Source organism: Bosea sp. 124 (assembly GCF_003046175.1).
In the GTDB taxonomy this organism is placed as follows: domain Bacteria; phylum Pseudomonadota; class Alphaproteobacteria; order Rhizobiales; family Beijerinckiaceae; genus Allobosea.
Genome location: NZ_PZZM01000001.1, coordinates 2372001 through 2393387 on the forward strand (window position 1 = coordinate 2372001; position 21387 = coordinate 2393387).

20 protein-coding genes and 1 tRNA gene are annotated in these 21387 nt (G+C 68.1%); 10 read left to right on the forward strand and 11 right to left on the reverse strand.

Going from position 1 to position 21387, the window contains the following annotated elements; all coding sequences use genetic code 11:
• Positions 1-21 precede the first annotated feature (21 nt).
• Positions 22-1179, reverse strand: coding sequence for an acyl-CoA dehydrogenase family protein (locus C8D03_RS11160; RefSeq protein WP_108046325.1), 1158 nt, complete (start codon positions 1177-1179; stop codon positions 22-24).
• A 226-nt stretch (positions 1180-1405) separates the two neighbouring features.
• Here C8D03_RS11160 and C8D03_RS11165 point away from each other — a divergent pair, with 226 nt between their 5' ends.
• From C8D03_RS11165 to C8D03_RS11175, 3 genes are all read left to right on the forward strand, one after another.
• Positions 1406-2062 (forward strand): winged helix-turn-helix transcriptional regulator, encoded by a 657-nt coding sequence (locus tag C8D03_RS11165; RefSeq protein ID WP_108046326.1) that lies wholly within the window; start codon positions 1406-1408, stop codon positions 2060-2062.
• Between the two features lie 104 nt (positions 2063-2166).
• On the forward strand, positions 2167-3150 hold the full coding sequence (locus C8D03_RS11170; RefSeq protein WP_108046327.1) for a TRAP transporter substrate-binding protein: 984 nt from the start codon (positions 2167-2169) through the stop codon (positions 3148-3150).
• A 242-nt stretch (positions 3151-3392) separates the two neighbouring features.
• Positions 3393-4517, forward strand: coding sequence for a calcium:cation antiporter (locus C8D03_RS11175; protein ID WP_108051511.1), 1125 nt, complete (start codon positions 3393-3395; stop codon positions 4515-4517).
• Between the two features lie 177 nt (positions 4518-4694).
• Here the strand turns inward: C8D03_RS11175 and aroB are convergent, their stop codons facing one another.
• Positions 4695-5849: a 3-dehydroquinate synthase gene (gene aroB / locus C8D03_RS11180; RefSeq protein ID WP_108046328.1), complete on the reverse strand. Its 1155-nt coding sequence runs from the start codon at positions 5847-5849 to the stop codon at positions 4695-4697.
• The gene (locus tag C8D03_RS11185; protein ID WP_181300887.1) at positions 5846-6469 is read right to left on the reverse strand and encodes a shikimate kinase; all 624 of its coding nucleotides are present in this window, start codon (positions 6467-6469) and stop codon (positions 5846-5848) included. The genes aroB and C8D03_RS11185 overlap by 4 nt, the downstream gene beginning before the upstream one ends.
• 162 nt (positions 6470-6631) lie before the next feature.
• On the opposite strand from C8D03_RS11185, the gene C8D03_RS11190 reads away from it, so the two are divergent.
• The 4 genes from C8D03_RS11190 (at position 6632) to C8D03_RS11205 (ending at position 8810) form a co-directional block, all read left to right on the forward strand.
• Positions 6632-6790 (forward strand): histidine kinase, encoded by a 159-nt coding sequence (locus C8D03_RS11190; protein ID WP_465246439.1) that lies wholly within the window; start codon positions 6632-6634, stop codon positions 6788-6790.
• On the forward strand, positions 6787-7716 hold the full coding sequence (locus tag C8D03_RS11195; RefSeq protein WP_108046329.1) for a site-specific tyrosine recombinase XerD: 930 nt from the start codon (positions 6787-6789) through the stop codon (positions 7714-7716). The genes C8D03_RS11190 and C8D03_RS11195 overlap by 4 nt, the downstream gene beginning before the upstream one ends.
• A gap of 9 nt (positions 7717-7725) precedes the next feature.
• On the forward strand, positions 7726-8337 hold the full coding sequence (locus tag C8D03_RS11200; RefSeq protein ID WP_108046330.1) for a HutD/Ves family protein: 612 nt from the start codon (positions 7726-7728) through the stop codon (positions 8335-8337).
• A gap of 164 nt (positions 8338-8501) precedes the next feature.
• A complete protein-coding gene (locus C8D03_RS11205; RefSeq protein ID WP_146170150.1) occupies positions 8502-8810 on the forward strand; it encodes a hypothetical protein in 309 nt (102 codons plus the stop codon).
• A 55-nt stretch (positions 8811-8865) separates the two neighbouring features.
• On the opposite strand, the gene C8D03_RS11210 is transcribed toward C8D03_RS11205, so the two are convergent.
• The 3 genes from C8D03_RS11210 to C8D03_RS11220 all read right to left on the reverse strand — a co-directional run bounded on the left by C8D03_RS11210 (position 8866) and on the right by C8D03_RS11220 (position 10237).
• Positions 8866-9558 (reverse strand): carbonic anhydrase, encoded by a 693-nt coding sequence (locus C8D03_RS11210; RefSeq protein WP_108051517.1) that lies wholly within the window; start codon positions 9556-9558, stop codon positions 8866-8868.
• Positions 9559-9627: 69 nt separating this feature from the next.
• Positions 9628-9945 (reverse strand): DUF167 family protein, encoded by a 318-nt coding sequence (locus C8D03_RS11215; protein WP_108046332.1) that lies wholly within the window; start codon positions 9943-9945, stop codon positions 9628-9630.
• A 1-nt stretch (position 9946) separates the two neighbouring features.
• On the reverse strand, positions 9947-10237 hold the full coding sequence (locus tag C8D03_RS11220; RefSeq protein WP_108051519.1) for a YggT family protein: 291 nt from the start codon (positions 10235-10237) through the stop codon (positions 9947-9949).
• Positions 10238-10367: 130 nt separating this feature from the next.
• Here C8D03_RS11220 and C8D03_RS11225 point away from each other — a divergent pair.
• Positions 10368-10443, forward strand: a tRNA-Ala gene (locus C8D03_RS11225).
• A gap of 169 nt (positions 10444-10612) precedes the next feature.
• Here C8D03_RS11225 and C8D03_RS11230 read toward each other — a convergent pair.
• The 4 genes from C8D03_RS11230 to C8D03_RS11245 all read right to left on the reverse strand — a co-directional run bounded on the left by C8D03_RS11230 (position 10613) and on the right by C8D03_RS11245 (position 16469).
• Complete coding sequence (locus C8D03_RS11230; protein ID WP_108046333.1) at positions 10613-10822, reverse strand: hypothetical protein; 210 nt, start codon at positions 10820-10822, stop codon at positions 10613-10615.
• A 78-nt stretch (positions 10823-10900) separates the two neighbouring features.
• The gene (locus C8D03_RS11235; protein WP_248308431.1) at positions 10901-12718 is read right to left on the reverse strand and encodes a peptidoglycan L,D-endopeptidase MepK; all 1818 of its coding nucleotides are present in this window, start codon (positions 12716-12718) and stop codon (positions 10901-10903) included.
• Between the two features lie 201 nt (positions 12719-12919).
• The gene (locus C8D03_RS11240) at positions 12920-14869 is read right to left on the reverse strand and encodes a L,D-transpeptidase scaffold domain-containing protein (RefSeq protein ID WP_181300889.1); all 1950 of its coding nucleotides are present in this window, start codon (positions 14867-14869) and stop codon (positions 12920-12922) included.
• A gap of 106 nt (positions 14870-14975) precedes the next feature.
• Entirely contained in the window at positions 14976-16469 is a 1494-nt protein-coding gene (locus tag C8D03_RS11245) for a sigma-54-dependent transcriptional regulator (RefSeq protein WP_108046335.1), read from the reverse strand.
• A 237-nt stretch (positions 16470-16706) separates the two neighbouring features.
• Between C8D03_RS11245 and C8D03_RS11250 the strand changes: the two genes are divergently transcribed.
• Positions 16707-18530 carry a M3 family oligoendopeptidase gene (locus tag C8D03_RS11250; protein WP_248308678.1) on the forward strand — a complete coding sequence of 608 codons (1824 nt, stop codon included), beginning with the start codon at positions 16707-16709 and terminating at the stop codon, positions 18528-18530.
• A 158-nt stretch (positions 18531-18688) separates the two neighbouring features.
• On the opposite strand, the gene C8D03_RS11255 is transcribed toward C8D03_RS11250, so the two are convergent.
• Positions 18689-20224: an outer membrane beta-barrel protein gene (locus tag C8D03_RS11255; RefSeq protein WP_108046337.1), complete on the reverse strand. Its 1536-nt coding sequence runs from the start codon at positions 20222-20224 to the stop codon at positions 18689-18691.
• A 156-nt stretch (positions 20225-20380) separates the two neighbouring features.
• Here C8D03_RS11255 and C8D03_RS11260 point away from each other — a divergent pair, with 156 nt between their 5' ends.
• Positions 20381-21355: a KpsF/GutQ family sugar-phosphate isomerase gene (locus C8D03_RS11260; RefSeq protein WP_108046338.1), complete on the forward strand. Its 975-nt coding sequence runs from the start codon at positions 20381-20383 to the stop codon at positions 21353-21355.
• The last annotated feature ends 32 nt before the right edge of the window (positions 21356-21387 follow it).

Sequence of the window (21387 nt, forward strand, 5' to 3'; positions counted from 1 at the left end):
GCGGCCTCAAGCGCCCGGGCGTCAATAGACAGTGTCGACCGGCAGCCCGAGCGCCATCGAGCCGGCATATTGTGCCTGCGGGCCGGCCTGGAGCGGATGGTAGCGTGCCGCCTGGATATCGCGGAAGCGCCGCTCCAGCCCGGTATTCCGGAAGAAGCTGGCCCCGCCAGCCAGCTCCATCGCCAACTCGACAGCCGCGATCGCGTGACGCGCGACGAGCTGGCGCCCCATCATCACATCGTTGACGGTCCTGGCTGAGGGGGCGTTCTGGCGAACCGTCGCGAGCATCCAGTCCCGCGCCAGCCGCGCCGCGGCAAGCTCTGTGTCCATGCGACCCGCAAGCTGGATGATGTGCTGGTCCGGCTTGCGGCGCCTCGCGCAAGCGACGGCAATGTCCCGCGCGCTTTCGGCGACGCCAAGATAGACCGAGTAGATCAGGGGAAAGGCGATGGTGGCGATGACATGGAACAGGGGATGCCATTCGCCAGCCTTGCGCCGTGCCGCGACGGCTGCTTCCGGCACGACGTGACCTTCGATCATGACGTCGTTCGAGCCGGTCCCGCGCATGCCCAGGACGCGCCAGTTGTCGAGCACCCGCACATGCGGCGAGTTCATCGGCAGGCCGAAATGCAGCACCATGGGCGGCTCGCCCTCGGCTTCGAGCACGGCGCCGGTCATCAGCAGATCGCCGACAGGTGAGCCCGACGAGAAGACCTTGCGCGCCGTGATGCGATAGCCGCCATCGACCTTCTCTGCCCGGCCTGAGCCGCCGATCCAGTCGGAGCCGCCGCTCGACAGCAGGATCAGTTTCTCCTGCGCGACGCGCTTCAGCAGCGGCTCGACGGCGGCGACCTTCTGATGTGTCCAACGCCAGGCCGGAATCGCGACCTGATGGGTGTGCATCGAGAAGGCCAGGGCTGTCGAGCCGCAGTGATGGGCCAGCGTCCGCAGCATTTCGGCAAGCTGGTCGATGTCCGCGCCGCCGCCGCCGAACTCGGTGGGCACGCCGATTTCGACGAGGCCGGACGATTTGAGCAGGGCGAAATTCTCGGCGACGAAGCGATCTTCGTCGACCTCCCTGTCGGCGCGTTCGCGCAGAATCGGGCCGATATCGTCGAGTATCGCAGCGATGCCGCGGGGTTCGCGGACGGCGATGTCCAGTGTCGCTTGATCGTGCATCGTGGCCTCCCTTCCAGAGATTGCAGATGAGCCAAGCCTAGGCAGGTGCTTTGCGGCGATCCAGTTCAGGAACTGTACCGGCCCGGCATGCTCGATTTCCGCTGCGTCATGGTCTCGTGCTAACCTGCGATGTTCCCTGGTCTCCTGCATGCGCAACCGCTTCCGGAGAATCGACGTGCCCGCAAAATCCGATCGTGGAAGCTATGGGCAGTTCTGTCCGGTTTCGATGGCTGCCGAAATCGTCTGCACACGGTGGACCGCCCTCATCCTGCGCGAGTTCCTGTGCGGCACCACGCGCTTCAACGATCTGCGTCGCGGCGTGCCGCGGATGTCGCCATCGCTGCTGTCCAAGCGCCTGCGCGAGCTGGAGGAGGCGGGGGTGATCATGGCGACGCCAACCGCGCAATCCGGCGTGATGAACTACCGGCTGACGCAGGCCGGGGAGGATTTGCGCGGCGTGGTCATGTCGCTGGGTTTCTGGGGGCAACGCTGGGTCGAATCGTCGATGTCGCTGAAGAACCTCGATCCCTCGCTGCTGATGTGGGACATGCGGCGCGGCCTCGACCCGGTGCCCCTGCCGCAAAGGCGCTGCACCATCAACTTCATCTACCCCGAGCTGAGCCCCGACCGGCGATCGTGGTGGCTCGTGATCGATGGCGAGAAGGTCGATCTCTGCCATACCAATCCCGGCTTCGAGATCGATCTCTACATCCGCTGCTCGCTGCGCGCGATGACCGCGGTCTGGATGGGCCTCGCCAAGCTGAGCGCCGAGGTCGATTCCGGCCATATCCAGCTCACCGGGGACAGTGTCATCGCCCGTTCGATGGACCGCTGGCTCGGCCTCAGTCCCTTTGCCAGGGGCGAGCGCAGCATCGCCCACTGAACACCGTTCCCACTGTACTCTTCGCCCCGATCTTGCATGGTCTTCCGAGCGGAGCGGTACCGTCGGCCTGGTCGCCGAACCCGCCATCACGGAAGGACAAGATCATGCGCTCGTTCATCGCAGGCCTCCTGCTCTCGGCGGTCTCGCTGTCACTTGCTGCGCCGGCCGGCGCCCAGACGGTCTGGGAAATGCCGACCGAGTATCCGGCCAGCGCGATCCCGGGCGAAGGCGTCGCGACCTTCGCCGGCATCGTGAACGAGACGTCCGGTGGGCGGCTGACGATCAAGCCGAGTTTCGATGCCGCGCGTGGCATCAAATCGGCGGCGATGATCGGAGCGGTGCAGAAAAACGAGGTCGCAGCGGGCGACGCCTTTGCGGGCGCGCTTGGCGCAGTCGATCCGCTGTTCGGGCTGTCCTCGCTGCCGTTCCTGGCGACCTCGATTTCGGATGCGCGCAAGCTCACCGATCTGGCCCGCCCGGCCTATGACAAGAAGCTCGCCTCCTTCGGCCAGAAGATCCTCTACACCACGCCCTGGCCGGCCTCGGGCATCTGGTCGAAGGAGCCGCTGAGCGCGCCTACCGCGCTCTCCGGCTTGGCCATCCGCACCTATGACGCGACCTCGACGGCGGTGATGAATGCGGCCGGTGCCAAGGCGAGCAACCTCTCCTTCGCCGATGCCATGCCGAAGGTGAAGGATGGCAGCGTCACCGCTGTCCTGTCCTCGGGTGATGGCGGGGCCGGGCGCAATCTCTGGGATTTCCTGCCGAACTTCACCGAGGTCAATTACGCACTGCCGATCTCGATCGCGACGGTCAATCTCGCGGCCTATGAGGCGCTCCCCGCCGATCTGCGCAAGATCGTGGACGACGCGGCTGCAGCGACCGAGCAGCGGCAATGGACTGCGATCCGCACGAGGCTCGACGAGAACTACGCCCGGATGCGCACCAACAAGGTCGCGATCCTGACCGATGTGCCATCTGCTGTCGCCAAGGCGCTGGCCGATGCCGGAAAGGGCGTTGTGGACGACTGGCGCCAGAAGGCGGGGCCTGAGGGCGCGGCCGTGCTCGACGCCTATCGCAAGCCCTGAGGCCTCCACAACTTCGCCATTCCGGACAAGTGGCGCAGCCCCGCCGATCCGGAATCCATCATAGTGCGATAGCCTCCGATGGATTCCGGATCTCCGCTTCGCTGCGTCCGGAATGACGTTTCACGCCATCGGCTGCGAACGAAATCCATCCCGCTGCGTTCTTTCCTGATAGGCTGCCCGGGCGGCCTGTTTTTGCATGCCCTTTTTAATCCACATCATTTCGGGACGGCCCCTTGAACACCATGATCCTCCGCCTCGCCTGCGCCTGGGCGACCGTTGCAGCCTTCCTGCTGTTCGGAGATGGCCTGCTCGGCCAGCTCGGCGCGCCGCTGATGTCGGCGGTGGTCTTCCTGTGGCTGCTGGGCATCATCATCTGGGCGGCGTTCGGTGTGGTGCATGAGGCCGAGATCCTGGCCGGGCGGCTCGGCGAGCCCTTCGGCACGCTGATCCTGACGCTCTCGATCGTGATCATCGAGGTGGCGCTGATCTCGGCGGTGATGCTCGGAGCCAAGGGCGCGCCGACGCTGGGGCGCGACACCATGTTCGCAGTGCTGATGATCGTGCTCAACGGCGTCGTCGGCATCGGGCTGCTCGTCGGCGGAAGGCGCCATTTCGCGCAGAGCTACAATCTCAAGGGCGCGTCGTCCTATCTCGCCGTCATCATCCCGCTGACGGTGATCCCGCTGGTCCTGCCGAATTTCACCACCTCGACGGCCAACGGCACGCTGACCACCCTCCAGTCGGTCAGCTTCTCGCTGTTCACCATCGCTCTCTACGGCGCCTTCCTCGTGCTCCAGACCGGGCGGCACCGTTCCTTCTTCCAGGAACCGACCCGTGAACAGGCGCCGCTGCCCCGGACCGCCACGCAGGTCGACGAGGCCGGGGAGGACGAACACGGCCATGACGATCCGGGCGGCGCCACCGCGACGCATGTCATGCTGCTGCTCGCCAACATCCTGCCGATCGTCATCCTCGCAAAAAGCCTCGCGGCCGTGCTGGATTTCGGCATCATCAAGCTCGGCGCGCCGGTCGCGCTCGGCGGTATCCTGATCGCGATGGTGGTGTTCACGCCGGAATGCATCGCGGCGCTGCGGGCGATCTCGGCGAACCAGCTCCAGCGCGCGATCAATCTCTGCCTGGGTGCGGCGGCCTCTACGCTGGGGCTGACGGTGCCGGCCGTCCTCGGGATCGGGCTGCTCACGGGACAGGAGATCGTGCTCGGCCTGTCGGGCGCCAACATGATCATCCTGGCAATGACGCTGCTCTTGAGCACGCTGACCTTCACCGGCACGCGCACGACGATGCTGGAGGGCGCGGTGCATCTGAGCGTGTTCTTCGTCTTCGTGGTACTGGTGTTCAGCCCCTAGCGCGGGGAGGCGCCATGTCGCCGACGTCGAGAGGGGCCGTGGTCGTCGACGAGGATGCCGGGGCGGGCGCGTCCAAATCCGCTATCGGGGCAAGAGCTTATCGGAGCAAGAGCTCGTTCGTCGGCGCCCAGCTGCTGCAATGAGCGGCGGTGGCCGGGGCCGGATCGTCCGCTCCCGTCAGTGAGCCTGCCCGTTGGCCGCCAGCTCGCTCTCGATGAAGGCCTGAACCTCTTCGGCTGCGACGCCATGGGCGATGAAGCTCCGGCCGATGCCGCGCGCCAGGATGAAGGTCAGCACGCCGCGCCGGACCTTCTTGTCCTGCCCCATCGCGGCGACGATCTCCTCCGCGCTGCCGGTGCCGCCCGGCACCTGCTGCAGCGTGCTCGGCAGGCCGACCGCATCGAGATGGCGCGAGACGCGCACGGCATCCTGCCCGGAGCAGAGCCCCATGCGCTGCGAGAAGCGGAAGGCGAGCGCAAGCCCGATCGCGACCGCCTCGCCATGGACGAGCCGGGCGGAGTCGTATTTCGTCAGGCGTTCGAGCGCGTGGGCAAAGGTGTGGCCGAGGTTGAGCAAGGCGCGGTCGCCCTCCTCGCGCTCGTCGCGGGCGACGATGGCTGCCTTGGCCTTGCAGGCGACGGCGACCGCATGGTCGCGCTCGGGGCCGCCCGCGATGATCCGGTTCCAGTTGACCTCGCACCAGTCGAAGAAGGCGGGGTCGTCGATCAGCCCGTATTTCACGACCTCGGCATAGCCCGCCTTGAACTCGCGCTCGCTCAGCGTGTCGAGGAGGGCGGTGTCGGCAATGACCAGCGCCGGCTGGTGGAAGGCGCCGATCAGGTTCTTGCCATGACTCGAGTTGATGCCGGTCTTGCCGCCGACGGAGGAATCGACCTGCGCCAGCAAGGTCGTCGGCATCTGCACGAAGCGCACGCCCCGGCGCAGCACGGCTGCCGCAAAGCCCGTCAGGTCCCCGACCACGCCGCCGCCAAGCGCAATCACGAGGTCGTCGCGTTCGATTTTCGCTGCCAGCAGCGCGTCGCAGAGCGCGATGAACTGGGCATAGGATTTGGTCGCCTCGCCCGGCGGCACGGTGATGCGCGTCGCGGCGATGCCCTCCTGCTGCAGGCAGGCCTCGAAGGCCGGCGCGTGCAGGGCTGCGACGCTCTCGTCGGTGACGAGCGCGACCTTGGCGCCCGGCGCCAGCCCGGCGATCAGGGCGGCGGCCTCGCAGAGCTGGTGGCGGCCGATATGGATGTCGTAGGCGCGCCCCTCCAGCGCGACCGGAACCACGATCCGGGCGCCTGCGGCTTCGTTGGCCGGGATGGTCATGGCGTCTGCTTTCGGTCGGGGTTCGCGCGCAGATACTCGTCCAGCGCCGCGATCGCAGCGGTGACGACCACGTCATGGGGCTCGTCGCGCGAGACCAGCGTCAGATCGGCGAGCGCATAGACCGGTTCGCGCTCCGTCAGCATCCGGCGCAGCGTCTCCTCGGGGTTCGCGGTCTGGAGCAGCGGCCGTTTCGCGTTCTTGCGGACGCGCCGCATCAGCACCTCGGGGTCGGCCTTGAGCCAGATCGAGATGCCGAGATCGGCGATGCGCGCGCGCGTCTCGGCATTCATGAAGGCGCCGCCTCCCGTCGCCAGTACGAGCGGTGCACGCGTCGTCAGGATGCGGCTGATGACGCGGCGTTCGCCATTGCGGAACTCGGATTCGCCGCGCTGGGCGAAAATCTCGGGGATCGTCATGCCGGCGGCCGTCTCGATCTCGGTATCGGCATCGACGAAGGGCAGGCCGAGCCGCGTCGCCAGCCGCCGGCCGACCGAACTCTTGCCGGAGCCCATCATGCCGACCAGTACGACAGCGCGCTCCCCGATCGTGGCGCGCAACTCATCGCGATCCACGCGGGATTCCGAACTATCAGGCAGGTCGAGCGTTTCGACGATCGTCATTGCGGCGTTGTCCTCAGCGCCCGTTTAGCATGAGCGATGATGCGGCGTCATGCCCGCGCCGTGCAGATTTTGGCCGGCTTGTGGCCTTGCCGCCCTTGCCCGTGCCCGCCATCTCCCGAAAGATGTCGCGCTCCGGCATCGCATCTGCGGATGTCCTCAAGGATGAGCCTCGCCGTGCCGACGCTGTTCAGATTCGTCGCGTTCCTCGCCCTGCTCGGGGGGCTCGTCTTCGGCGGCATGGTCGCGCTCGTCACTTTTGTCCAGCCGGTGCCGCGCGAGATGGTCGAGATCGTACCACCCTCGAAGCTGCAGCCGAAATGAGCCGGATCGCGCGGGCACGGCTGAACGGCTTTCTCGACATGCTCGCAGCCGAACGCGGCGCCGCCCGCAACACGCTCGAGGCCTATCAGCGCGACGTCGACGATTATCTGGAATTCCTCGGCGGGCGCGCGCTCGATGCGGTCGAGGCCGACGATATCCGCGCCTGGCTCGCCGATATTTCCGCGCGCGGGCTGAAGGCCTCCTCGGCGGCGCGCCGGCTTTCGGCCGTGCGCCAGTTCCACCGCTTCCTCTACACCGAGGGCTTTTCACCGGGCGATCCCTCGGCCGCGATCGAGGGACCGCGCCAGGGGCGGCCGCTACCCAAGGTGATCTCCGTCGCCGATGTCGACCGGCTGATCGAAACGGCGAGGCGCGCCTGCGGGCAGGAGGGGGCGACGGCGGCGGCGCGGCTGCGCGCGCTCAGGATGCGCTGCCTGATCGAGATGCTCTACGCCACGGGTCTGCGCGTCTCGGAACTGATCGCGCTGCCGCTTTCGGCCGCGACCACGCGCGAGCGCTTCCTGGTCGTCCGCGGCAAGGGCGACAAGGATCGGCTCGTGCCGCTGAACGAGCCAGCGCGCGAGGCCGGCCGGAGTTGGCTCGGCGCGCTGCGCGAGAGCGGCGCGGCGGAGAGCCGCTGGCTGTTTCCTGCGGAAGGCGAGAGCGGCCATCTCACCCGCCAGGCCTTCGGACGCGATCTCAAGGTGCTGGCCGGCGCGGCCGGTCTGCACGCCGCGGCGCTCAGCCCGCATGTGCTGCGCCACGCCTTCGCCAGCCACCTGCTCCAGAACGGCGCCGACCTGCGAGTCGTTCAGGAGCTGCTCGGCCATGCCGACATTGCGACGACCCAGATCTACACCCATGTCCTCGACGACCGCCTCAAGAGCATGGTGCGAGACCTGCATCCGCTGGCGGACGATGCCTGAGAGCAAGCCATGACCAAGCCGACACTGAGCCCGCTCCCGCCTGCGAGCTTCCGCAGCAAGCCCTGGAAGAATGGTGGCGGCGTCACCCTCGACATTGCCGATGCCGCCCGCCCGGGCGCCGACCCTGCCGGCTGGGAGGGCATGATCTGGCGACTCGGCCGCACGGCGATCGTCCAGCCCGGGCCGTTCTCGGATCTCACCGGCTATGAGCGGCTGCAGGCGGTGATCGTCGGTTCGGGCCTCGTGCTCGACGGGGCCGATGGCGAGATCGACCTGCGCCTGCCCCTCCGGCCGGCCCGCTACGATGGCGGCCTTCCGCTCGTCAGCCGGCTGGAGAGCGGGCCGGTCGAGGTGCTCAACCTGATCGCCGACCGCGCGCTCTGCGCCATCGACCTCGTCGTTGCGGCGCCGGGCGAGGGCATCGCCCTGACGGCCGGCGCGATCCACATCCTTTATGCGCCGGGCGAGGCCGTCAGCGGCCGCTGCGGCGGGGAGCGTTTCGCACTGCCCGGCGGACATGCGTTGCGGATCGAGGCCGATGCGGATGTCACGCTGACGATCGAGGCGGGGCAGGCGCTGCTGGCGACGATCAGGTCGAGGGTCGCTTCGTGCGCCGCATGACGCGCCGATCGCCACCTGTCGGTCGCGCGGAAGTCGGGCCGCCACGGAAGCCGAGCCGAAGTAGATGACAGGGGCTTCCCGCTGCTGCCATCATCGAACGTCAACTGTCGTAGAAGACCATGGTTCTGCGACGAGGTTCCTGCGTTCTGCTCGCCCTGACCACCGTGACCGTCCTGGGCGGTCCGGTGTCGGCGTCCGAATGGATCGGAGGATGGGGCGCGCCGAGTTGCGGCCGGGATGCGGTCGTGATTCGCCTCGGCCCGAAGGAGCTGGACCTTTCGACCTTCGAGACGACCTGCAGCACTCGCTCGGCCAAGAAGCTGGGGGACGTCTACGAGCTGACGGCGGATTGCAGCGGTGAAGGCCGCCCCATCCGGGTTTCCTTCACGGTGCGCGTTCAGGGCGACGTCCTGACTTTCGTGCGCCAGCGCGGCTTCGACTTCGACCCGAAGCGCTATCGTCGTTGCGGATAGCCAGCCGCCAGGAACAGTGAGCGCGGGCCGGCGGAGACCAGGCCCCGGTCGCAGGCTAGTCGCAGCGGATCGGCTGCGCCTTGCGCGGGAGCTCGCCGATCGCCGGGACGAACTGTCCGGTCTCGGGGTCGAGCAGCATCAGGACGCCGGTGGCGACAGCGAAATAGGCGCCGTGCAGGTGCAGCCGGCCCTTGCCCTCGAGGATCTGCACGCAGGGGAAGCTGCGCAGATTGGCCAGCGATTGCTGGATCGAGGAGAGGGCGAGGCGCTCGACATAGCCGTCCAGCGTTTCGTGGCGCCCGCGCCCGCCGGTCCGCTCGGCGGCGGGGCCGATCAGCGTGATCCATTTGCCGATGAAGTCGCCCGAGGAGAGCGGGCCCTGCGTATCGTCGGCGAAGGCGCGGATGCCGCCGCAGCGGCCATGGCCGAGCACGACGATGTGCTCGACCCTGAGCGCCTGAACGGCATATTCCAGCGCCGCCGAGGTGCCGTGAAGCTGGTCGTCGGGCGAGAACGGCGGCACCAGATTGGCGACGTTGCGGACGACGAACATCTCGCCTGGCCGCGCATCGAAGATGACCTCCGGCGAAACGCGCGAATCGCAGCAGCCGATCAGCATGATCTTCGGTGTCTGGCCGCTTTCGGCGAGCTGCTCGTAGCGGTCCTTCTCGCGGTCGAAACGGTCGTCGAGAAAGGCGCGGTAGCCTTCCGTCAGCCGGTCGGGAAAGGGGGCTGCTGGCGTGTCCATAGCTTCTTCGAACAGGAGGCGCGCGGTTTCGTCAAGCGCGTGCTGCACTGCGGGGGCGTCGGCAGCGGGTCAACCCGGCGCGAATCTTGTCCGCAGACGTGATTGCAGGAGCTGCGCCTCGCCCGCCAGCGCCACTGTCTTGAGGCGGGCTGTCGCCCCCGCGACCAGCGTCACGGCCGAGCGCGGCAGCTCCAGCTCGCGCGCCAGAAGCGCGAGCAGCGCGGCATTGGCCTCGCCGTCGCTCGGTGCCACACGGACCCTGGCTTTCAGGACGGGCCGGCCATCGGCGAGAGTCTCGACGCCGTCGATCGCGTCGCGGCCGCCGCGCGGCGTCAGCCTGACCGTCAGCCGCAGCCCGTCGCCAGCGACGGTCCAGGGCTGCGTCACCTCAGAAGACGGCGGGGTAGAGATAGAGCACGATCACGCGTTGGATGAAGAAGATGCCCAGCAGCAGGATGATCGGCGAGATGTCGATGCCGCCGAGATTGGGCAGCATGTTGCGGATCGGGCGCAGGACCGGCTCGGTGATCCGGTAGAGCATGTCCCAGACCGTCGCGACGAACTGGTTGCGGGTGTTGAGGACGTTGAAGGCGATCAGCCAGCTCAGGACCGCCGAGATGATCAGCAGCCATGTGTAGATGTTCAAGGCGAGCATCACCACGTCGAGAACGGCACGCATCGGCATTCCTCTTGATCGTCGTTGAACAGCCGCGCCTTAGTCCGCGCGCGCCCGGAGAAACTCATCCGAGAAACTCATGGCGCGGGCGATTGACAGACACGCGACGCAAGGCCTAGAAGGCCAGCGCCTCGGGGCTGTAGCTCAGATGGGAGAGCGCTGCAATCGCACTGCAGAGGTCAGGGGTTCGATTCCCCTCAGCTCCACCAGGCCCTTCGTGACCGCTGGAATCAGCGAGGTCGATGGGCTTGGTGGACGTCCCCCGGGTACACACCATCATCGTGCGATCGCACCCGTTGACCGCCTGATTCGGATGCGGCGGCCGTGTCGGCCTTCGGTCCGGACAGGACGAGGCGACGGGTAGGCCGTACTGCGCGTTCAGCCGTGTTCCAGCTCGGCGCGATAGGCGGCGTCCAGCATGGCGTGGCAGGCAGCGGCCTGCTCGCGCACCGTCTCCAGCGAGACGTGCTTGCCGATGTCGACGAGATCGCGCAGGGCGAAATCCACCGCCGACAGCAGATCGAGCGCGAGGCCGGCCGGGGCCTCTTCCCGCACTTGCGGCAGTCGAAACTGCAGAACCTGTCCCATGTCACTCTCACTGTTGGCGAATCGCCGGCAGTGTGGCGCGAACGGGGTCAGCAATCCGTTAATGCGTGGGACGATCGTTCAGTTCTGGACGAAGTTCGTCGGCAGGGCCCTGACGGCCGGGCCGCTGAACGAGCCGGTGCGGGCGTCGCTCGGCTCGGCATGGCTGAAGCCGAGGGCGGCGGCCGGGCTCGGGCCGGCGATCGGTGCACTGGCGGGAGTGGTCGTCCGGGCGCGGGCGGTCGCGACCGTGACGCTGCGGCCGGCCGGGGCCGGCATGCGGGCCACCGCCGCAAACAGGGAATCGAGGCCGGAGCGATCGGCGTCGTACTGCGCCACGATCGGCGTGGGGGCGGCGCGAGCAGGCGCCGAGGCTGCGACCGTCACGCCGCCGCTGCCGGGGCGGCTCGGCGGCAGGGGATGGGTCACAGTGACGAGCCGGCCTTCCGGCAGGGCCACGGCCTCGGAGCCGCGCAATCCGGTCGGGGCCAGTTGGCCCAGCGGAGTCGACTGGCCGGCGAGGGCGAAATTGGCGAGGGTCACCGGCCGCGTCGGCGGTAGCGGAGCCTGGGTCGGCGTCCCGGCGACGATGGTCTCGGCGAGGGGGGCGATCTCGCCGGGCCGGCGCGGCGGCAGCGCCGCGAGGATCAGCTTCTGCTCGGCGCCGGGGCCCGATGCCGGGGCGAAGGCGAGTGCGCCGCCCGTTGCGGGAAGTGCTGCGAGCTGGACCGCCGCGCCATCGTCGCCTTGCTGCTGGGGCAGGGTCAGGCCGCGGGGGCGGGCGAGCGGCAGCGGGGCATCGACCAGGGACGGCCGGTTCTCCTGCGGCGGCGGAGGCGGCGCGGCTGCGGCATTGATCGGGGCGACGGCCTGGGCCGCCGGCGGCTCCGGTGCACGCGGCGCCAGCCTCTCGGAGCGCTCCTGTGCCAGAGAGCGCGAAGCGGGGGCGGTCGCAACGGAGGCTACGGCGAAGCGGCCGCCATCGGAGGCGTTTCCGTCGGAATAGCCGCTGCTGGCATAGGCCATGACGGTGGGCTGCGGCTTCGGCGCGGCACGGCGGCCACGGGTCGGGCGGGCGTCGGCCTCTTCCTCGTCGCCGCCGAACAGGGCGGCCCAGAGGCTCTTGCGGCCGGACGAGATCACCGCACCCTCGTCGAGGTCGGCCGCCGCATAGCCGGCGACGGCGCCGCCGCCCGAAAGAATCTCGGCCTTGGCCAGTTCGTAGCCGCCGAGCGGCTGTCCGTCCGCCGGGAGATGGACGGTCTTCTCATCCGGGAACAGGCGCACGAGCTGATCGCGCGTCATGCGCGGCCAGGAGCGGACCGAGCCAGCGTCGAGATGGACGAAAGGGTTGTGTGCGCCCGGGTAAAAGCCGACACCGCCGCGCTGCAGCCGCATGCCGGCCTCGCGGATACGGGCGGTCGGGGTATCGGGCAGATAGAAATCCATCGCCTTGCCGAGCATGTGCTGGCTGTGCTTGGCGACGGCGCGGGAGCGGCGCCGCAGCATCGAATTGGTGCCGGGCGAACGATAGGCCGAGACGACATGGAAAGGCTGCTCGGAGCCGACCGTGCGCTGGACCTCCCAGGCGACATCGAACAGGCGCGGATCCATCCGGATCGGTTCGTCGGTACGCCAGTCGCGCAGCGCCCAGTTCAGCTTCTCGAGGCCTTCGGAGACATAGCGACCGTCGCGCTTAAAGGTGACGGTCGTCTCCTCCTTGGTGTGCATGTGCCTGATCGTGATCGTGCGGGTGTCGCCGTTGGCGATGGCATCCTGCGTGCCACGCACGCCCAGCAGCAGTGCACCCGCCGCGACGCCCAGCGCCAGCGCCCGACGAAGAACAGGCTTCGAACGCGATGCGATGCGTCCCGAAAGCGTGGCGTTTGACCTGCCCAATCTGCCTGACCCGTCTCGATGCCCCGGCCGAAGCGGCGCGATGAACGTAAACGAACAGTTGCGGAGAAGCGTTAACGACTCGTTAGCAAGCGAGCAATCAGCGTGCCATGCTTTTCTGCGCCATGCTGGCTAGCTGCGGATCGTGGCGAAATGGTGCCCGTATATCAGCCAGCCGAGAAGGCGATGCCCTCCGGCGGGGCCTCAACCCTGCTGTTCGAGCGCCTGCCGGACCATGCGGTGGAAGCCGTAGAGGTCCTCGAAGGTGGTGAGCTTTCCGTCCGCGCCGACGACATGGGTGTTGTAGACGAGGTGGATCGCCAGCGGTGCCGGCAGGTTGATGCGGCGTTCGCCGGAGCCGATCAGCCGCTTCAGCCGCTCATGCGTCCATTCCGGGCCGAGGACCTGGTCGGCCAGCAGGAAGGGATTGTCGACACGCACGCAGCCATGGCTGAAAGCGCGCCGCTCATTGGCGAAGAGCCGCCGATTGGGCGTGTCGTGCAGATAGACCGAATGGTCGTTCGGGAACATGAACTTGATCCAGCCGAGCGCATTGCGCTCGCCCGGCGGCTGGCGCACCGAAATGCCATGGCGGGTGCGGGTCACGACATAACCGCGCTTGGCCGCATATTCGGGATCGGCCGCCAGCCCCGGCAGGAATTCCTTCTTCAGGATCGAGGGCGGGACGAACCAGGACGGGTTGACGATGACGTGGTCCATCTTGTGCGAGAAGATGGGCGTCGCGGTCTCGGGCTTGCCGACGATGGCGCGGGTCTCGTGGACAATCTGGCCCTGACGGACGACGCGGACCCGGAATTCCGGGACGTTAACCATGATGTGGCTGCTGCCGAGATCGGCCGGCAGCCAGCGCCAGCGCTCCATCTGGGCGATGATGTCCTGCTCGCCGCGTGCCGTTGCGGGCGTACCGAGCGCGGCCAGCGTCTGCGCGCCGAGGACGCCGTTGGCGGGCAGGCCAGCCTGCTTCTGGAAGGCGGCGAGGGCGGTCGCGGTCGAACGGTCGAAGACCGGATCCTCGGTGGGGCCAAGGCCGAGCCTGGCGCGCACCAGCGGGACACGGTCGTCGCGCATGCCGAGCTTCAGCGCCGGGCCGGCGGGAATTCGCACCAACGGCGTGTCGTCGAGATGCTCGCGCAGTTCGGCGAGCTTGGCCTGGAGGCGGCGATAGCCCTCATGGGGCGGGTTGTAGGCGGCGAGCACGGCGCCGGCATCGGTGGCGCCCGTCAGCTCGGACAGGACTTCGGTGGCGGAGGGCAGATAGAGCGTCGGCGTCAGCAGCTTCGACAGGCGGCGGGGATCGACGCGGGCGCCGCGCGCATCGCGGGCATAGAGCACGGCCAGGCCCGAGAGCCTGACATCGGCTTCCGCAAGGCTGCCCTTGTCGCTGGCCTCGAAGGCCGGCAGGGGATAGTCCGTCGGCCGCAGTCCGTCCTCGGCGGCGCGGCCGAGCCTCGCGGTCAGGCGCTTGCCGGCCTCGCTCCAGCCCTTGCCGTCGATCCAGAGCGGCTTGTTGCCGTTCGCCGCATAGGCGGTGACGATGTCGGCGCGTTCACGCTCGCCGAGGCGCGGCAGCGCCAGAGCCTCCGTGGCACGGGCGGCGATGTCGGCGGCGAATTCGGATGCGGGTGGCAGCTCGACCACGACCTTGGGCAGGTCAGGCGGCGCGATCAGCGGCTCGGCCGAGCGCAGCGGCTCCGGCGCTGCCTGGAGCCTGAAGGGCGCGATCAAAGCGGGGTCTGAGGGCGGCAGATCGATCTCGGGAATGTCGAGCGTCACCGGCAGGTCCGGCGTCGCCGCCGGAACGGAAGGCAAGTCCGGCGCGACGAGGATGCCCTGCGGCTGGGCGGAGGGCGTGACCGTGCCCGTCACCATGCCAGGCTCGGTTTCCGGCACCGGCAGGCCGGCGGTCTCGGATTTTGCGTCATCCGCGGCGTCGGGAGCAGCCTCCGCGCTCGCGTCGGGCCGTGCCGGGGCGGGCTTCTCATCATCGAGGATGACGAGAGCGGGCTGTTCCGGCAGCGGGATTCCCAGCGTCGGATCGGTTCCGGGCATACTTTCGGCGAGGGCTGCTGCGTATCCCAGCGACAGGGCAAGAGCCGAGACGCAAGCCAGATTCGCCCATTGGCGACGACGCATGGTCGCTATCCCTGAATTCTGCCGAGTGCCGCCATTCCTGCGTGACTCGGTCTGTTTCGACAAGATGCGGCGGCGCAACAGGCGGCTGCATTCGGTTGGTCGCGGCTCAGGCCGCGTCGGTTTCATCCACGCTCGAATCAACCTCGATCAGCCCGTAATCCTTGAGCTTGCGGTAGAGCGTCGAGCGGCCGATGCCGAGCTTGCGCGAGATCTCGGACATGTGGCCGCGATAATGCGCCAGCGCGAATTTGATGATCTCGCGCTCGAGCTCGTCGAGCGTGCGCATGTCCGAGCCGGCGACGAGATCGAGCGCGTTGGGGTCGCGTACCGGCATCTGGATGATGCGCGGCGTGTCGTTGCGCGATTCGGCAGGGCCGAGCGGAGCCGGCGCCGGCGGGATGCGGACGTCGTAGCCGTCCATCTGCGCGGCGATCTGCGGGAATTCGGCGACGGTGAGTTCGTCGCCGTCGGCCAGTACCACGGCGCGGAACATGGCGTTCTCGAGCTGGCGGACATTGCCGGGCCAGTCATAGCCGCCGATCAGGGAGAGCGCCTCGGCGGCGATGCCACGCAGCTTCTTGCCCTCCTCGGCGGCAAAGCGGGCGACGAAGCCGCGGGCGAGATCGGGAATGTCCTCGCGGCGCTGGCGCAGCGGCGGCAGCGTGATCGGGAAGACGTTGAGGCGGTAGTACAGATCCTCGCGGAACTCACCCGCCTTGACCTGGTCGAGCAGGCTCTTGTTGGTGGCGGAGATGATGCGGATGTCGACGCGCACCGACTTCTTGCCGCCGACCGGATCGACCTCGCCCTCCTGGATGGCGCGCAGGAGCTTGACCTGCGCATCGAGCGGCAGTTCGCCGACCTCGTCGAGGAAGAGCGTGCCGCCGCTGGCCTCGACGAATTTGCCGACATGGCGCTCGGTCGCGCCGGTGAAGGAGCCCTTCTCGTGGCCGAACAGGATCGATTCGACGAGATTATGCGGAATCGCGCCGCAGTTCACCGTGACGAACGGCTTGCCCTTGCGGTCGCTGGAGCCCTGGATCGCGCGCGCCAGCACCTCCTTGCCGACGCCGGATTCGCCCTCGACCAGAATCGGGATGTTCGACTTGGCGGCGCGCTCGGCGAGGCGCACGACGCGGGCCATGTCGTCGCTCTTGGTGGCGAGGTCGCGAAAGCCCAGCGTGCCCGAGTTGCGGCGCTTGATGTGGCGCAGCTCATGCTCGAGCGCGCCGAGCTTGAGCGCGTTCTTGAGCGAGATCTGCAGGCGCTCGGCCCCGACCGGCTTGACGACGAAGTCGACCGCGCCGGCGCGCATCGCCTGGACCACGGTCTCGATCGAGCCGTTGGCCGTCTGCACGATGACGGGCGTCTCGATGCTGCGTTCGCGCAGAGCGGCGAGTACGCCCATGCCGTCAAGCTCCGGCATGACGAGGTCGAGGACGATCGCGTCGAAGCGCTCGCCGTCCGGCCCGGCGAGCAGCAGGAGGGCGGCATGGCCGGTTTCGGCCGTGACGACGTCGTAGCCGAAGCGCTTGAGCATGGCGTCGAGCAGGCGCCGCTGGACGGGATCGTCGTCGACGACGAGAACGGTGGCGGTCATGACACCTCGGTTTGCGGGCAGTGCGGAGCTGAAAAATCGATCGGGACGGAATCGCTGTTCCGTTCTGGGGCATCCTCGGTCAGAACGGTTAAGCGCTGCTTAAGCGCGGCGGGGCGCCGTGCGACGATGTCAGGCTCACGCCAGCGTTGATCGCGCCGCCTGCCCCGCGCATATGAATGGTGAGACCGGCCGAGCTTGCGGAGTGATCCAGAGATGACGATTGCGTTTGACGGGACGATGCGCGTCAGCGCTGCCGCAACAGCGGCGGCCAGCACCGGCAAGGCGCTCGGCCCCTTGCCGGAATGGGATCTCAGCCATCTCTATCCGTCGATGGATTCGCCGGTCCTGAAGGCCGATCTCGAGCGGGCCATGGCCGAATCGCAGAGCTTCGCGGCGCTCTATCGCGGAAAGCTCGTGACGCTCGCCGAGCGTGAGGATGCCGGCAGCGTTCTGGCGGAGGCGGTCCAGGCCTTCGAAAAGCTCAGCGACCTGCTCGGCCGGATCGGTGCCTATGCGGGGCTGATCTATGCCGGCGACACCACCGATCCGCAGCGCGCCAAGTTCTATGGTGATACGCAGGACCGGCTGAACGCGGCCGTGACGGAGCTCTTGTTCTTCGAGCTCGAACTCAACCGCATCGAACCGGCGCTGCTGGCGCGGATCGCGGCGACGGACCCTCTGTCGCACTGGAAGCCTTGGCTCGAGGATCTGGCCAAGGACAAGCCGCATCAGCTCGAGGATCGCATCGAGGCGCTGTTCCACGAGAAGTCGATGACCGGGCATGCGGCCTGGAACCGGCTCTTCGACGAGACTATCGCCTCGCTGCGCTTCAGGATGGACGGCGAGGAGCTGACGCTCGAACTTACGCTGAACAAGCTGCAGGACGCGGATGGCGCGGTTCGCAAGGCCGCGGCCGAGGCGCTGAGCGAGGTCTTCCGCGCCAATCTGCGTATCTTCGCGCTGATCACCAACACGCTCGCCAAGGACAAGGAGATCTCCGACCGCTGGCGCAAGTTCGAGGATGTCGCGGATTCGCGCCACCTCGCCAACCGGGTCGAACGCGAGGTCGTGGACGCGCTGGTTTCGGCCGTGCGCGCGGCCTATCCGCGGCTGTCGCACCGCTATTACAAGCTGAAGGCCAAATGGTTCGGCCGCGAGGCGCTGGATTTCTGGGACCGCAACGCGCCGCTGCCGCAGGTCGAGCAGCGCACCATTCCGTGGACCGAGGCGCGCGACACCGTCCTCGACGCCTATGGCGCCTTCTCGCCGGAGATGGCCGGCATCGCCCGGCGCTTCTTCGACGAGAAATGGATCGACGCCCCTGTCCGTCCGGGCAAGGCGCCGGGCGCGTTCGCGCATCCCACCGTGCCCTCCGCGCACCCCTATGTGCTGGTCAATTATCAGGGCAAGCCGCGCGACGTGATGACGCTCGCCCATGAACTCGGCCATGGCGTGCACCAGGTTCTGGCGGCACCCAATGGCGCGCTGATGGCGCCGACGCCGCTGACGCTGGCCGAAACCGCGAGCGTCTTTGGCGAGATGCTGACCTTCAGGCGCCTGCTCGATGGCACGACCGACCGCAAACAGCGCAAGGCGATGCTGGCGGCCAAGGTCGAGGACATGATCAATACGGTCGTGCGGCAGATCGCGTTCTACTCGTTCGAGCGCAAGGTGCATGAGGCGCGCAAGGGCGGCGAGCTGACCGCCGAGGCGCTGTGCGAACTCTGGATGAGCGTGCAGGCGGAGAGCCTGGGGCCGGCGATTCGGCTCGGACCCGGCTACGAGCCGTTCTGGTGCTACATCCCGCACTTCATCCATTCGCCCTTCTATGTCTACGCCTATGCCTTCGGCGACTGCCTGGTGAATTCGCTTTACGGCGTCTACCAGAATGCAGCCGAGGGCTTCCAGGAGCGCTATTTCGCTCTGCTTTCGGCCGGCGGCACCAAACACCATGCCGAATTGCTGGCTCCGTTCGGGCTCGACGCGCGCGATCCGGCCTTCTGGCAGATCGGGCTGACGATGATCGAGGGCATGATCATCGAGCTGGAGGGAATGGAGTAAGGGCGCGGGGGCTCCCGGCCTTTTTGGCGAGCCGTTTTCGTTATGGTCGGGCTTGTCCCGGCCATCCACGCCTTCGCTCTTCGAGACCTGTGTTCAAGACGTGGATGCTCGCCACAAGGGCGAGCATGACGGAGTGCGCTCGAGGCTCGCCGCTCGTATCAGAACTGCACCCGCAACCCCACCTGCGCGACGTTGGCGGTGTAGTCCGAGCCCTGCGCCGTCGAGTTCAGGCGCTCCTGCGTGAAGCTCGCACGCACCGAGAAGGTCCGCGTCAGCTTGTATTCGACGCGGGCTCCGTAGCTGATGAAATCCTCGCGCAGGCCCTGCCCGTCATATTCGGTGCGGCCGAAGCTGGCGAGGCCGGTGACGATCAGATTGCGGCGCAGCGCATAGGCGATTTCGAGCGAGACGCGCCTGGCGGTGGTGCCCGAGGAGCCGGCGATGGTGGTGTCGCCGAGCTCCGAGGTGCCGCGCAGCGTCACGGTGGTCAGCGGCGTCGGCGACCACAGGATCGCGGCGTCACCGACGAAGCCCTTGAGATTTCGCAGGCGATTGTCGTCGTATTTGCGGTTCTGGTAGCCGACCGAGACCTCGCCCGTGAGCTGGCGGCTGATCTCGAAGGTCGAGCCGACGCGTCCGGTGGCGCCCTCCGACGAGCGCCGGTAGCCACTCGAATCGACGGCCTGATCGAATTCGCGGGTGTCGATCTCGCCCTGGACGAAGGGCTTGAAGCCCGGCGTCACCTCATAGGCCGCGCGCAGGCGCAGGCCGAGTTGCGTCTGGTTGCGGTCGCGCTGGCTCAGCATCGCGCCGCTGGTGAGCGTCGCGTCCTCATAGTCGCTGCGGTCGACCGAGCCGCGCAGCGTCATCTGCAGGCGGTTGATGTCGTGCGTGACGCCGGCCGAGGCGCCGTACTGGTAGACCAGCGGGCGGCCGGTCACGGGCGCGTTCAGATCCGGTGAGCCCGGGCGCTGCGTATCGAGCTTCAGCCGCGATTCGAGCAGTATGCGGGTGTCGCGCGATGCGTCGAGCCGAAGATCGAGATTGCCCTCGGCATCGGGGCGTGAAGCCTCATGGTCGCGGAAATACGAGCTGTAGCCGCCGCGCAGCTTGCCCTTGAGCTCGTGGACGTTCCAGTCCGACTGGATCTCGACCTCGCCGTCCGTCCGGCTGAAGGGCGAGCCCTTGCGGTCCGCGCCGGCGCTGCGCTGCGGATTGGTATCGTAGCCCATGCCACCCGTGATCGCGGGCTTCAGCACGACGCTGCCCAGCCGCAGCCCGAGCGGCGCATAGGGGTCTTCCTCCGCCGTGACGCGGCGGCGGGGTGGTGGAGGCGGTGGCGGCAGCGGCGGCGGCAACCCGGTCACCGTTGGCTGTGGCGCGCGGAACTGGCGCTGGGTGACGCCGCGCACGGATGTCGCGCGCACCGGCCGGCTGGCGTTCGGCGGGGCGCGGCGCGAGATCGCCGAGGGTTGACCCTGGATCAGCGCGGCGGGATCTCGCACCGCTTCAGGTGTCGCCGAGAGCGAGGAAGCGACTGGCGGTTCCGGCGCGGGCTGCTGGGCGACATAGGCCGGAACGGTCGGGCGCAGGGTCGATCGCCGCGCCTGCTGCGCCTGCACGGCAGTCACCGCCAGCGCGAGGCTGGCAGTGGCGACGCCGGTCAGAAGCAGGGTCGTTGCGCGGCGGGACACGGGGCTTGCGTCGTTCCAGGCATGAGGTCTGGCGCGCCCGGAGAGCGCGCATGGTTAACGGAGTTAGAACGAACTCGGTTAACGGGGCGTCAATGCATGGCAGGCTTGAAGGCCGATGCTGGAAACGCGGTGGTCGTCCGTGCTAGAGCGCGCGCCATGACAGCCGATATCCGCGCTTCCGCGCTCCGCACCATCGCGACCGAGCGCGCCGGCCTCGACACGCTTCACGCCGCCCTGGCGAACGGGCTGGGCGAACCCTTCAGCGCTGCGGTCGCAATGATCCAGGCCGCCGGCGGGCGCGTCGTCGTCTCCGGGATGGGCAAGTCCGGCCATGTCGGGCGCAAGATCGCGGCGACGCTGGCCTCGACCGGGACGCCCGCGCATTTCGTGCATCCGGCCGAGGCCAGCCATGGCGATCTCGGCATGGTCCAGCCCAATGATGTGGTTGTCGCCCTGTCCTGGTCGGGCGAGACGGCGGAACTTGCCGCCATCGTCGCCCATACACGGCGCTTCCGTGTCGGGCTGATCGCGATCACCGCCAATGCCGACAGCGCGCTCGGCCGCGAGGCGGATGTGACGCTGCTGCTGCCGAAGGCCGAGGAGGCCTGCCCGAACGGGCTCGCCCCCACCACCTCGACGACGATGCAGGTCGCGCTCGGCGATGCGCTGGCGGTCGCGCTGCTGGAAGCGCGCGGCTTCTCGCGGCAGGATTTCTTCGTCTACCATCCGGGCGGCAAGCTCGGCGCGCAGCTCAAGACGGTCGCCAGCATCATGCATCGGGACGGGGCGCTGCCCCTGATCGGCCTCGATACGGCGGTGCCGGACGTGATCGCGATGATCTCGGCCAAGGGCTTCGGCTGCGCCATCGTCACCGATCTCGATGGTCGGCTGGCCGGCGTCGTCACGGATGGCGACCTGCGCCGAAAGCTGATGGCCGGCGGCGGCGCGGCCCAGCGGGCGCGCGACGTGATGAGCCCCAACCCCCGCCGGATCGCGCCCGATGCGCTGGCCGGCGAGGCGCTGGAGCTGGTCAACCGCCTGCGCATCACCGCGCTGATCGTCGCCGATGCCGAGGAGCGCCCGGTCGGGCTCGTGCATGTGCACGACCTCCTGTCGCTTGGCGTGGCGTGAGCGGAATTTGACGGTTTCCGAGATCGAATGAT